Source organism: Parafannyhessea umbonata, assembly GCF_012844235.1.
Taxonomy (GTDB): domain Bacteria; phylum Actinomycetota; class Coriobacteriia; order Coriobacteriales; family Atopobiaceae; genus Parafannyhessea.
In genome coordinates this window covers 1-11948 of sequence record NZ_JABAGR010000017.1, presented here as the reverse complement: position 1 = coordinate 11948, position 11948 = coordinate 1, and the positions used below count along the sequence as shown (strand labels likewise).

Here is an 11948-nt window from a genome sequence, read left to right as displayed (position 1 = left end):
CCCCTGGGCCGCGGCGCCCGCGGGGGCGGAGGTCCCCCGGGCGCGGCGGATCGCGCGCCGCACGCGGGACTCGCGGAGGCCCCCGTCGCGGCGCCGGCCTCGTCCGCGCCTCGCGAGCGAGTCGCTCGTGCGCGGCTCGTGCGCGACCCTCGCGGCCCCCGTGGCGGTGCCGCGCCGCGTGGCGGCGGGCGCGGGCGGCCTCCCCTCCGTGGCGGAGACGGGCGGCGCGGCGCCGTTCCGGGCCGCGGTGTGGCCCGGGGCCGCCGGGTCGGGCGGCGCCTCGCTCTCCGTCGCCTCCGCCTGCGCGCCTCCCGTGCCTGCGGCGTCATGGCAGGTGGTCCCCTCGCGGTGCCCCCGCGCGACGCGGTCGCGCGTCGCGCGTGCTGCGCGCCGGAGCGCGTCGTCCCCGAGGTCGTCGTCGCCGTCCGCGTCGGCCCCGAAGGCGTCCCGGCGTGCGGCGGCGACGGGTCCCGCGGCCCGCCCCGCCCGCCTGCGGGCGGTCGCGCCGCGCCCGCGCCGGGGGTCGCGCCTGCCCCCGAGGGCCCGCGCGGGCTCCGCCTCCGCGTCGCGCACGATCCCCGCGCGCACGGCGTCGGTCCTGCCCTCGAAGGCGACGGACGCCGGGTCCGGGGCCTGGGATGCCAGGCTCTTCCCGGCGTCCCTCGCGTCGGCGCTCATCTGGCGCCCCTCCCGCCGGAGGCGCGCTTGAGCTCGGCGACCTCGTCGGGCTTCGTGTTGAAGAGGTCGTAGAGCTGGCCCCTCGGGAAGTCGTCCTTTATGGGCACGCGCGCGGCGCCGGCGATGAGGAGCCCCTCGCCGGGCTTGGCGGACTCGTCGATGTATCCCTCCTCGCGCTCCGAGAGCCCCAGCAGGTCCGCCCAGGCCCTGCGGTCGAGCGGAGACTGCTTGTGGAGCAGCACGAAGTCGGAGTTCAGGACCATGTTGCGGGCCTCCTCGTGCTCCAGCATGTAGACGGAGTTCTGCGTGATGCCCGTGCAGATCAGGTTGAACTTGCGGCCCTCGGCCCAGAACTTCGAGAAGTAGCTCACGATCGAGGGGTGCTCGAAGAGCGACTGCACCTCGTCGATGTAGAGCCAGGTCGTGACGCCTCGCTCGAAGTTGGCGTACATGCGGTTGCGCACGCTCTCCAGGGCCGTGAGCATGCCGAAGGTGCGCATGTTCTGCGAGAGGTCGCGCAGGTCGACGCAGGTGATGCGCGCGTCGAAGCCCACGTTGCTCTCGTGGCTGAAGAACGAGGTGGCCCCGCGCACGTAGCGCTCGTAGCGCAGCGCTATCCCCCTGGCCTCGGGCTCGGGCTGCGCGAGCAGGCCCTCGTAGAGGTCCGCGAGCACCGGCACCCTCCCCTCGGCGGCGCAGCGCTCGTAGGCGTCCTCGACGCAGCGGCTGATGATGGACTTGTCCGCCTCGGGCAGGCCCTGTCGGCCCTCCGCCATGGTCGCGCCGGACAGCGCGAGGAACGCGTCGATCTTGAAGGCGCGCTGCGAGGCCGTGGCGTGGCCCTCCACGTCCGCGAGGTCGAACGGGTTGAGGTGGGCGTCCGAGTCCGGGCCGAGCCTGATGCACGTGCCGCCGTTGGGCACGACGACCGAGGAGTACTCGCCGGCCGGGTCGAAGACGATGACCTGGTCGTCGGGGTACGCCAGTATCGTGTTCTCTATCTCGCGCTTGACCGAGAAGGACTTGCCGCTGCCGGGCTTCCCCGCCACGTAGCCCATGGGGCTCGCGAGGCGCTTGCGGTTGCAGATCACGAGGTTCGAGCTCTCCTTGTTCTGCCCGTAGTAGCCGCCGCCCTCCTGGTTGAGCTCCTGGGTGGCGAAGGGCATCTGCACGGCGATCTCCGCCGTGGTCATGAAGCGCCCCACGTCCACGTGGTTGTTGCCCAGGGGCAGGATCGAGTTCATGCCCTCGCGCTGCCGGTAGTCGAGCGCCTCGAGCTCTATGGAGTTCGACCTCGCGGCGCGCGTGATCTGGAGCACGCGCTCGTCGAGCTCGGCCTCCGTGTCGGCGTAGGCCCACGCGAGCCCCGTGTAGCGGAAGAGCCGCTGGTTCTTGTTCTGCAGGTCGTCGAGGAGGTCCTCCGCCTCCTCCTTCGAGTAGCGCAGCTCCGAGGGCAGGATCGTGTAGTCGTAGCCGCGCTTCACGGCGGCGCGCTGCTCGTCGATGATCTCCTTGTCCATCCAGGCCAGGCGCTGCTTCACGAAGGAGACGGCCCGCGCCTTGTCCATGCCCTGCACGTGGATGGAGACGGAGAGCGGGATCGGCAGGTCCACGATCTCGGCGATGCAGCGGTCCATGAGCTCGCTGCCGAACGAGCGGAACACGAGCGCCTGGCACCAGGTGCCGTCGATGCGGAGCTTGGAGGCCGAGCCCCCGGGCTTGGTCTCGATGCAGCCCGGGCACACCAGGTCCTTCGCCCTGAGCCCCGTGTGCGCTGCGAGGAGCGACCAGTCCGTCGGGATGCGGCGGCCCGGCCTTATGAGGGCGCCCATCGCCTCGAGGCGCGCCGGCCCGTCCAGGGGCTCGACCTCGCACCTCACGCGCTGGAGCGCCTGGGTGACCTCGCCGCGGATCCTCGCGAGGCGGGGCACCGCCGACTCCACGTCGCGCGCCCCGACCGCGTAGGTGAGGTGGCGCGTGCGCACGAGGTTCGAGATGCCCTCGCGCATCTTGTCGTTGAGGATGCGGTTGTACTCGGCGGCGAAGCGCCCCGTCACCGGGTCGGACTCGTCGAAGAACGAGCGGCTGCCGATCTCCTCCGCGGGGATCGGCGTGTTGGTGATGGAGAGCTGCACCGACGAGTCGGCGCCGAACCCGTCCAGGAGCTGGCACCAGGCGGAGAAGACCGCCTCCTGCGCCTCCTTCCGGGCGCTCTGGTAGCTGATGTCCGAGAAGGCCACGGTCTGCGAGAAGAGCCCGCGCTCCACCTCGCAGATCCCGTCCGCCCACATGGACTCGAACCCGATGGCGTCGTAGACGTCGCTCGCCGCGTGGCGGCGGCGCCTCTGTTCGGCGGTGGCGTCGGCGAGCTCGCGGTCCTGCTCGCGCATGCGCTGCCCGACGGACTTGCCCCTGCCGGCGAGCCTCAGCCTCGGCCCGCGCCCCTCTCCCTCGCCGCTAGATCCCTTCCTTGCTCGGCTCACGGAGCTCGGCCCCCCTCCTCCTGGCGCGGCGCCTGTGGCGGCGCGTCGTCCTAGCTGCGATTGGCCCGTCTGGGAGACGGTGGGCCTCCGGGCCCCTGTAGAGCAGCACGCCGTCGCCCGTCGCGTGCTCCCAAAGGAGCGGCAGGAACCGCTCCGCCCGCATGCCGTGCGGCCGCCAGAACCCGGCGAGCCAGAACGGCAGCGACGCGCACATGACGGGCAGGCTCGCGTCCGCGGCCTCGATGCCCAGCAGGAGCTGGCACGCGGCCGCCGCGGCGACCGACGTGGCGAGCCCGCCCGCGACGCACAGCAGCGTGCGCAGGCTGAGCTTGCCGACGACCTTCTCCTGGTACTCGCCTATGTCCTTGTGGACGGCGACCGAGAGCGGCATGGCCGGCCCCCTAGGCCGGGAGCCAGGACGTGTCGATCATCCCGAAGTAGACCGCCGCGGCCACGACGATGGCGCCGCCCGCGATGGTCGAGATGGCGCTCGCTATCTGCGAGCCGCCAGCCTCGGGCCCCCTGATCGCGATTCCCAGGGCGACCGCGCCCCAGACGATGAGGAAGCTCCCGAGGAACGTGACGCACCCCGAGACGAGCCTGATGATGTTGGAGAGCATCGCACCCCTCCCGTGTCGGATCCCTGCATTGCGGCGGCCTTTCCCGGCCGCGGCGCGGGTCGGCCGCCGGGTCCCCGCGCGGCCGTGGCTCATTTCATCCGTCCCGCCCCCTCCCCGCCGCCCGCGAGGGCGCCGCGCGAGAGCTCGCCCGCCCTGGGGTGGGACTCCGGGCTCAGCTTGCGGTCCATCACGGGGTCGCAGCCCGAGACGAGGAGGATCGCCATGCGGCGGTCCATCCTGCCGACCTCGGACGCCTGTATGAGGTCTCGGGCCTCGTGCTGGTAGCTCCTGGAGGAGCCGCCCGAGGGCCCGCGGCTCTCGGTGCTGGAGAGGGTGGAGACGGTCTGCTGCCCCACCTGCTCGGATATGGCCTTGTTGGTCTTGGTGGACTTGCCGCCGAGGAAGAGCGTCGTGTCGCAGCAGTCCGCGATGGTCTCGGCGTCCTCGCCGTAGCGCGCGGTGAGCTGCGAGAGCGACTGCACGACGAGCGTCATCCCGATGTTCCTGGACCGGACGGTGGCTATGGTGGTCTGGATGTCGGGGAGCTTGCCGATGGTGCAGAACTCGTCGAGCACGAGGTGCACCGGCGTCGGGAGCGAGCCCCCGTAGCGCACGAGCGCCCGGTCGCAGAGCCTTCCCACGCACTGCCACGCGAGGATCGCGTAGAGGAAGTTGTACGTGCTCTTGGTCTCGGAGGGCGTCGCGAAGATCGCCACGCGCGCGCCGGGGTCGCCCATCCCCTCGAGCCCGAGGTCGTCGTCCGAGAGGACCTCGCGGAGCTCGGCGGAGTCGAGCTTACCCAGGCGGGCGTTGCAGCTGATGATGATCGACTTGAGGGTCTTCCCCGCGGCCGTCTTGAACGCGTGGTAGCGCGAGAGCGAGAAGTCGCCCGGGGCGGGCTCGGTCACGGGCACCCAGCGCACGCCCGGGCCGCGCCCGCGCGTGACCGACCTGCCGTCGCCCGAGGCGGCCTCGCGCACGGGCACGCACGTGCAGCCGGTGCGCAGCTCCTCGAAGAGCACGTCGAGCGGGCTCATGAACGACTCGTCCTCGTCCCTCGCCTCCGCGAGCGACAGCAGCGTCATGAGCCCCGGGAGGTTGCGGTCCGCCTCGGGGCAGTGCTCGACGAGGTACCCCACGAGCGCGGTGTACAGGAGCCGCTCGGCGTTCTCCCAGAAGGGGTCAGCCGAGCTCGTCCTCTCGCCGTTCGTGTTCTCTATGAGGCAGTCGACGAACTCGAGCACGTCCTGCTGGGTGCGCACGTAGGCGAGCGGGTTGTAGTGGCTCGAGCGCGAGAAGTCCACGGTGTTGAGCCACGCCACGCGGTAGCCGTGGGCGCGCAGCATCGCCCCGCAGGTGGGCTCGAGCGTGCCCTTGGGGTCGGTGACCAGGTAGGACGCGTTCATCTGCATGATGTTGGGGAGCACGTAGCCGCGCGTCTTGCCCGAGCCGGAGCCGCCCACCACGAGCACGTTGCGGTTGCGCTCGTAGCGCGCGTCGTGGTCGTCCCGGGACATCGCGAGGGACACGCCCTCCGTGAGCAGGATGTTGTGGTCGGGGTGCGCGCGGTCCGCGAAGGGGCGCATCTCGCGGGCGTCCGCCCAGCGGGCGCTGCCGCCCTCCTCGCCGCGCCGCCAGTTGCCGGAGTGCGCGAGGGCGCGCGCCCACGCGACCCACACGGCGCACGCCGCCACAGTGCCGCAGGCGAGCTGCGCGGGTCCCGCCGCCGGCAGCAGGTGCCGGGCGAGAGCGTGCGCGGGAAGGCCGGCGAGGGCGGACTCGACGGCGCCGACGGGGTCCGCGCCGGACGCGGCGGCGAGGTCCGCGAGGAGGTCGGCTGCGTCGAACGCGGCCGCGGAGCCGATGGCCGCGGCCAGTGTCCCCTTTGGTTTGCCGGCGCTCACTTTGACCGCTCCTCGCGCCTGGGCGCTAGGTCGCGCCCGCGCCCGCGGTCGCGCGCGCCGGACCCGTCGCGCATGGCCTCCGACGCCTCGCGTGCGCGCCTGCCGCGGTCCTCCAGGGGCTCCGCGTCTCGGTCCTTCCGGGCAACGGCCTTCCCGTCGCCGCGGGTCTCGCCGGTGTGGTCGTCGTCGCGCGCCTCGTCGGCGTGGCCCCTCTCGTCGCGGTCCCCGTCGTCGCGGGCACGGGCGTCGCGCTCCGCGCGCTCGGCGGCCCTATGGGTCTCCTCGATGAGGTGGTCCAGGCACTCGGCCACCCTCGGCGCGTCGTCCAGCCTGAAGACGAGCTCGGTCCTGCCGTCCCGTCCCTCCACGAAGCCGTTGCCGACGCCGTGCGCCTCGAGGTCGGAGTGGATGATCCCCTTGAGCTCCTCGAATCCGTCGATGGCCTTGAGCTCGCGGACGTCGAGGCGGGCGTACTCGGGCGTCGCGCCATCGCGCGGCTCCTCCCTCGCGGGCCCCGGCGCCGCCTGGTCGCCGAGCTGCCGCCTGAGCGCGGAGAGCGCCTCCTCGATCCTCGCGGCCGCCTCGCCCATGGCGCCGTCGCGCGCGGAGAGCCCGGAGCGCTCCGCGGCGACCGTGCCGGCGCGGACGATCATGTCGTAGAGCCTCTGTCCCGAGTCGTCGCCGTAGTCGTCCGCCATGCCCGCCCCCCGTTCCTTGCGTGAGGGGCGGGCCGCCGGGACGGCCGCGCCCGGCCGAGTCCCCGCCATGTCCTGTGTGGCGCCGCGGCGACGCCGCCCCACACCCTTCTACAGGGGATGGGACGGCGCGTGTCGGCCCGCCGGGGCGCCTGGCTTCCCTGGGCTTCCCTAGGGTATCCCGTCATAAACTCTCCGCATCTGCGGGGGCGTGGCGGCGGCGCGCCGCTTGTCCGGACCGCCGAGCCTCACGTCGTCGCACGTCTGCCTGATCCGCGAGACTATCGCCCTCGCGGTCTCCGCCTCGCCCCGCCTCGCGAGCCGCGCCTCGAGCTCGTCCATGGTGTACTGGGTGGTGATGACCGTGGACCGCATCCCCTCGTAGCGCGCGTTCAGCAGCTCGAAGAGCGTCATGACCGTCCAGGGCGACTGCGCCTCCTTCCCAAGGTCGTCGAGCACGAGCACCTCGCACGAGAGGTAGCGCTCCTTGACCGAGGCGGCGCGGGCCGGCGAGGCGTCGTCGAAGGTGTCCCTGATCCTCGCGAGGAGCTCGACCGAGGTCGTGAAGGCGACGGTCTCCCCCCGGTCGAGGAGCACGGACGCGATGCCGGCGGCGTTGTACGTCTTGCCCACGCCGATCCCGCCGTGGATGTAGAGGCCGTTGCCGGCGCCGTGGCGGTACCCCATCGCGAACGACGCGCACGCCTCGTCCGTGGGGAGCGCCGATCGGAAGCGGCGGCCTATCCCGCACCGTGCGAGGCGGGCCTCGCGGTCCTGCGCCTGGCGCTCGCCCTCCGCGCGGCGCGACTCCTCCTCCGCGGCGGCCGCGCCGCTGCACGAGCAGCGCTCCCTGGAGACCCACACGACCCTCTCGCCGACGACGACGCCCCTCGCCTCGAGCGCCCTCCCGCAGAACGGGCAGCGCGCGGCGGGCGGCTCGGGGCCGAGCCCCAGCTCCCTCGCCTGGGCCGGCCCGATGAGCGAGCGCCTGGGGTCCGGCGCCTTTGCTGTCTCTCCTTTCATGTCCCTCCTCTCTTATCGGGTGACGCCGCGTCACCCCTGCCGCTGACGCGATGTCATGGGAGGCCTGGTTGGCGGCGTGACGTCCCGTCATGGGTGCGGGGCCTCCCGCCATGCCATGCCGTCATGGGGGAATCAGCCTCCCACGAACCTGTTCCTCCGTTCCGTGACCCTGACCGCCCGTTCCACCGCGCTGTCCACGAGCCCGTACCTCTTCGTGATCCGCTTGTTGGGCAGCACGTGCTCGCCGAGCTCGACGATGAGGCCCCTGGCCTCCAGCGCTGAGACTGCCCGGTGGACCTGTCGCTCGCTGACGCCGAGCATGCGTGCCGTGCCCCTCTTGCTCTCGTAGAACTCGACGCCCTCATGCCTGCAGAAGCCGAAGATCCTCGCGTAGACGAGCAGCTCGCAGCCTCGGAGGCCCATCCCCTCGGTCATGAACCGGTAGACCCGCACGTACTCGACGGCGCGCTCGTGCGCCCTCCCGTCAGTGCCCCGTGCCATGTGAGGACCTCTTGTAGACCGTCGCGTTCCTCCCCGCGGGGGAGTCCTTGTAGGGGACCGTGTTCCTGTCCCACCAGAGCTTGAACTCGTCCGCGTGGACGAGGGGGTTCCTGCGCTGGTCCTCGAAGATCCTGAAGGGTATCGGATCGACGTCCCTCAAGGCGAGCTCACGGACCGTGGTTACCTTCACGTGCATCAGCTTCCCCACGTCCGCTATGGTCAGGTAGTCCTGCACCATCTGCAGGACGTAGATTACCCTCTCCTCTTCGCCGCCTCTTCCACTCATCGGAATCGCCCCCGTTCGCCTCGTTGGGTTCCGACCGGCGTCCGAAGCCGGTGGTGGGGGCCTGCTGGCAGGCCGTTGGAGACGCGGGCCCGGCCTGCCGGCCGCTGCTCATAAAACGTTATACGAGCGACGTTGCCTTGTTCTTTCGGGGGCACGGCGGGTCACCAGACCAGACCTGCCGCTACGGCGGCGTCGAGGGCGCGCTTGCTCACGCGAATCCTCCTGCCGACCCTGCTCACGGGTATGGCGCCGTTCTTCACGAGCCGGTACAGGGTGCGCCTGGAGATCCCCAGGTAGAGCTCGACCGAACGCGTGTCCATCCAGAGGTCGCCATCGGCACCCGCCGCGCAGATGCGGGCGATCCTCTCGAGGTCCTCCTCGTTCCTCGGAACGGCGGGGGACTCTCCCCGATGCCCGTTGTCCGTGCGGCTCCCGGCCTGATCCGCAGCCATGCGAATCCCTCCCAAATGTTCCCGTCTCGGGTGACATCGTGTGCCACCATGTGCCAGTCGTGCGCGTCGCCGCGAGTGGCGACGACACATGTATATGACTGGCACTTTCGACCATGCGTGCCTCGCGTGGACGCCTGGCTTCCACGGGCTTCCCGTGGCTTCCCGACCAGAAAATCGGCACAGCTACGGTCAGCTGGAAGAAGGATCATGGACGACCGTCACGCACGCGGGGCGGCACTGCGGACTCGAAAAATGTGTCTGCATAATGGAGAGTTCAAAATGTATAAGGTAAATTTTGACACGCAGATGAAACGGCATTCCGCGGAAGCGTCCTGGATGGGTTGCGTGCACTCCGCGTGCACTCTTGCGTGCACCAAACGAAAACAGGCCAGAGGACATAGCCTCTGACCTGCGAGTTTATGGTGGGCGTTAGAAGATTTGAACTTCTGACCTCTTCCGTGTCAGGGAAGCGCTCTCCCCCTGAGCTAAACGCCCGAATGTTTGCGCACTGGCTGGGGTCGCTCAGTGCGTTAGTAACTATAAAGGAACGGAACCGCCGACGCAACCACCAATTTGAGAAATCTTGAAATTGCGTTGCGACCGGCGACCGACGGCCCGCACCGTTACAGTCCCGGCTCGCATGCAGAGGGAAGCGTCAGCTCCCCAGGCACGCCCGACCTCGGCGGACGCAGCTCCGGACGCACGATGATGCCCCCGCCCAGGCACTCGAGACCGTCGTAGATGACGGCGCTCTGCCCCGGGGCGACGGTGCGGACGGGCTCCGCATACTCCACCAAGACCGAGGTGCCGCACTTCTCGCCTGCGTGGCCCTTCTCGCCTGCGCCGCACGTCTCGCCTGCGTGGCCCGTCTCGCCTGCGTTGCCCGCGGGAGCCTGCTGGGACGGCGCGGGCGAGAAGGGCGTGACGTGCGCGGGGCGGAGGTCTCCGGTGTGGCGGCTGCGCACGAGGTAGTCGCCGGGCGCCGGGGGCTCGCCGTGGACCCAGCGGACATCCGTAAGCAGGACGCGGCGCGTCCAGAGCGCGGGGCAGGCTGGGTCGGCCGTGGCATAGACCGTGTTGGTGACGACGTCCGTGGCCACGACGTAGCGCTTGGGGCCGCCGCCGATGCCGAGGCCCTTGCGCTGGCCAACCGTGAACAGGAAGGCGCCGTCGTGGTGGCCGATGATGCGGCCGGCCTCCCACTCCACGATGTCGCCGGCGCGGCGCTCGAGCGTGTCGAGCAGGAACGTGCGGATGCCGACGGGGCCGATGAAGCAGATGCCGTCGGAGTCCGGCTTGGCCTCAACGCCGAGGCCGCGCTCCGCGCACATGCGGCGGACCTGCGCCTTTGTGGGGATGTCGCCTATGGGGAACAGCGTGCGCGAAAGCGTTGCCTCGGGCACACGCCACAGGAAGTACGTCTGATCCTTGTGCTCGTCCGCGGCGCGGAGCAGCCGCGTGCGGGCAGGCGCGCCGGGGGCGGTGGCGGGCTCGCGCAAGACACGCGCGTAGTGGCCCGTCGCGACGAAGTCCGCGCCCTCCGCGAACGCGCGACGTGCGAACGTGCCGAACTTGACGGTCTGGTTGCACATGACGTCCGGGTTGGGCGTGAGACCGTGGGCGTAGGCGTCCACCAGGTAATCGACCACGGTGGACTTGTACTCCGCCTCGCAGTCCCACACGTCGAGGTCGATCCCCAGCGTGACGGCGACGCGCTCCGCGTCCGCGAGGTCGTCCGCCCAGGTGCACTTGAATCCGGGCAGGTCGCGCGACCAGTTGCGCATGTAGACGGCATGCACGCGATAGCCCTGCTCAAGCAGGAGCGCCGCGGCGAGCGCGGAGTCCACGCCGCCGCTCATGCCAAGGTAGACGGTCTGGCCGCTGCCGGCCGGCGCCGCGTGCGCGGAGCGTGCGGCCGGCGCCGCGTCGTACATTCCGTCAGGCATCGCGAACCTCCCCCAGGCCCAGCCGGGCCGCCTCCGCGCGGACGACGCGGCAGATGGCGTCCGCCGCATAGTCCACGTCCTCTGCCGTGGTGGGCCTGCCGAGCGTGATCCTGAGCGAGCCCGCCGCCACGCGCCCCGGCACGCCCATGGCGGCTAGCACGTGACTCACGCGCATCTTGCTGGCCGCGCACGCGGAGCCCGTGCCCACGCTCACGCCCTCGCGCTCCAGCAGGATCACCAGGCGGCGCGCCTCGAGCCCGGGAAAGCTCACGTGCAGAAGGCCCGGCAGACGGTTTGCTTCCTTGCGCGGGCCCGCGACCACGCACCACGGGAACTCTTGCACCAGGCGCGCCTGCAGGCCGTTGCGCAGCGCCGCGAGCCGCCGGCACTCCTGAGGGCGCAGACGCTCCGCAAGCTCGAGCGCGCAGGCGAACGCCATCACCCCAGCCACGTTCTGCGTGCCGGAGCGCACGCCGCCCTCCTGCCCGCCGCCGCGAACCAGCGGGCGCAGCCGCACGCCGTCCGCCGCGTACAAGAGGCCCACCTGCTTTGGGCCGTACACCTTGGCCGCGGACACCGTCACGAGGTCCGCTCCCAGCGACGACACGTTCACGGAGCAGTAGCCGGCCGCCTGCGAGGCGTCCGTGTGGAGCAGTATGGGACGCCCTTCTCGCCCGGCGAGGCGTCGCGCGCGCTCCGCCGCCACGACGGCAGCGATCTTGCGGATGGACTGGATGGCGCCCACCTCGCCGTTGGCGAGCGACACGGAAACGAGCTCCGTCGCGGGACCGATGGCACGGGCCACGTCCGCCGGGTCCACGCGGCCGTCCGGCCCCACGGGGATGGTCGCGTGGTCGCGCGCAGCGGCGGCCTCGAGCACGCTCTGGTGTTCCGTCGCCGCCACGAGCACCTGGCCCGAGACCGCCGCGAGGGCGAGGTTGTTCGCCTCCGTGGCGCCGGCGGTGAGCGTTATGTTTGCGGGCCGCGCGCCCAGCACGTGCGCCAGGCAGGCCCGGGCGTCCTCGAGCTCCGCCGCGACCGCGCGCGCGGAGGCATACGGGGCGGACGGGTTCTGGAAGCGCTTGGACAGGTACGGAAGCATGGCGTCTACGGCCTCGGGCGCCATGGGCGTGGCCGCGGCGTAGTCCAGGTAGACGTCGCGCCGCGGCGCCGGGCGCGTGGACGGCGCAGCCGAGAAGGGCGTGGGCGTTTGCGTTGTGACCGCCTCCTTGCGACGATGCGTAACGAAAAGGGCACCTGCCGTGGCAGATGCCCTGTGCGTGCGTTGGAGGCGAGACCCGGATTCGAACCGGGGATAAAGGCTTTGCAGGCCTCTGCCTTACCACTTGGCCATCTCGCC

The 11948-nt window shown here is 71.3% G+C and carries 11 protein-coding genes, 2 tRNA genes and 1 pseudogene; all 14 read right to left on the bottom strand.

Annotated features, from left to right (window positions below):
• Positions 1 to 678, bottom strand: a pseudogene (locus tag HF885_RS10185) (hypothetical protein); the annotation flags it as partial.
• Positions 675 to 3161 carry a VirB4-like conjugal transfer ATPase, CD1110 family gene (locus tag HF885_RS10180; protein WP_206109911.1) on the bottom strand — a complete coding sequence of 829 codons (2487 nt, stop codon included), beginning with the start codon at positions 3159 to 3161 and terminating at the stop codon, positions 675 to 677. The pseudogene HF885_RS10185 and the gene HF885_RS10180, both read right to left, overlap by 4 nt.
• Positions 3136 to 3552, bottom strand: a complete 417-nt coding sequence (locus HF885_RS10175; protein WP_170104785.1) for a PrgI family protein — start codon at positions 3550 to 3552, stop codon at positions 3136 to 3138. Before HF885_RS10175 ends, HF885_RS10180 begins: the two co-directional genes overlap by 26 nt.
• A gap of 10 nt (positions 3553 to 3562) precedes the next feature.
• The gene (locus HF885_RS10170) at positions 3563 to 3781 is read right to left on the bottom strand and encodes a hypothetical protein (RefSeq protein WP_059053491.1); all 219 of its coding nucleotides are present in this window, start codon (positions 3779 to 3781) and stop codon (positions 3563 to 3565) included.
• Between the two features lie 89 nt (positions 3782 to 3870).
• On the bottom strand, positions 3871 to 5685 hold the full coding sequence (locus tag HF885_RS10165; protein ID WP_172824992.1) for a VirD4-like conjugal transfer protein, CD1115 family: 1815 nt from the start codon (positions 5683 to 5685) through the stop codon (positions 3871 to 3873).
• The gene (locus HF885_RS10160; protein WP_170104784.1) at positions 5682 to 6383 is read right to left on the bottom strand and encodes a hypothetical protein; all 702 of its coding nucleotides are present in this window, start codon (positions 6381 to 6383) and stop codon (positions 5682 to 5684) included. The genes HF885_RS10165 and HF885_RS10160 overlap by 4 nt, the downstream gene beginning before the upstream one ends.
• Before the next feature lie 168 nt (positions 6384 to 6551).
• Positions 6552 to 7403, bottom strand: a complete 852-nt coding sequence (locus HF885_RS10155; RefSeq protein ID WP_170104783.1) for an ATP-binding protein — start codon at positions 7401 to 7403, stop codon at positions 6552 to 6554.
• Between the two features lie 132 nt (positions 7404 to 7535).
• A complete protein-coding gene (locus HF885_RS10150) occupies positions 7536 to 7904 on the bottom strand; it encodes a hypothetical protein (protein ID WP_170104782.1) in 369 nt (122 codons plus the stop codon).
• Entirely contained in the window at positions 7888 to 8190 is a 303-nt protein-coding gene (locus HF885_RS10145) for a hypothetical protein (protein WP_059053483.1), read from the bottom strand. Before HF885_RS10145 ends, HF885_RS10150 begins: the two co-directional genes overlap by 17 nt.
• A 161-nt stretch (positions 8191 to 8351) precedes the next feature.
• Positions 8352 to 8642, bottom strand: coding sequence for a helix-turn-helix domain-containing protein (locus HF885_RS10140; RefSeq protein WP_059053480.1), 291 nt, complete (start codon positions 8640 to 8642; stop codon positions 8352 to 8354).
• Between the two features lie 420 nt (positions 8643 to 9062).
• A tRNA-Val gene (locus tag HF885_RS10135) sits at positions 9063 to 9137 on the bottom strand.
• 128 nt (positions 9138 to 9265) lie between these two features.
• A complete protein-coding gene (gene mnmA, locus HF885_RS10130) occupies positions 9266 to 10501 on the bottom strand; it encodes a tRNA 2-thiouridine(34) synthase MnmA (protein ID WP_419197822.1) in 1236 nt (411 codons plus the stop codon).
• 79 nt (positions 10502 to 10580) lie between these two features.
• Positions 10581 to 11738 (bottom strand): cysteine desulfurase family protein, encoded by a 1158-nt coding sequence (locus tag HF885_RS10125; protein ID WP_268935630.1) that lies wholly within the window; start codon positions 11736 to 11738, stop codon positions 10581 to 10583.
• Positions 11739 to 11874: 136 nt separating this feature from the next.
• A tRNA-Cys gene (locus HF885_RS10120) sits at positions 11875 to 11948 on the bottom strand.

Bases quoted from the DNA above. Each gene is read 5' to 3' on its own strand.
- HF885_RS10175 (WP_170104785.1), bottom strand. From the start codon at position 3,552: ATGCCGCTCTCGGTCGCCGTCCACAAGGACATAGGCGAGTACCAGGAG.
- HF885_RS10170 (WP_059053491.1), bottom strand. From the start codon at position 3,781: ATGCTCTCCAACATCATCAGGCTCGTCTCGGGGTGCGTCACGTTCCTC.
- HF885_RS10160 (WP_170104784.1), bottom strand. From the start codon at position 6,383: ATGGCGGACGACTACGGCGACGACTCGGGACAGAGGCTCTACGACATG.
- HF885_RS10155 (WP_170104783.1), bottom strand. From the start codon at position 7,403: ATGAAAGGAGAGACAGCAAAGGCGCCGGACCCCAGGCGCTCGCTCATC.
- HF885_RS10150 (WP_170104782.1), bottom strand. From the start codon at position 7,904: ATGGCACGGGGCACTGACGGGAGGGCGCACGAGCGCGCCGTCGAGTAC.
- HF885_RS10145 (WP_059053483.1), bottom strand. From the start codon at position 8,190: ATGAGTGGAAGAGGCGGCGAAGAGGAGAGGGTAATCTACGTCCTGCAG.
- HF885_RS10140 (WP_059053480.1), bottom strand. From the start codon at position 8,642: ATGGCTGCGGATCAGGCCGGGAGCCGCACGGACAACGGGCATCGGGGA.
- mnmA (WP_419197822.1), bottom strand. From the start codon at position 10,501: ATGAGCGGCGGCGTGGACTCCGCGCTCGCCGCGGCGCTCCTGCTTGAG.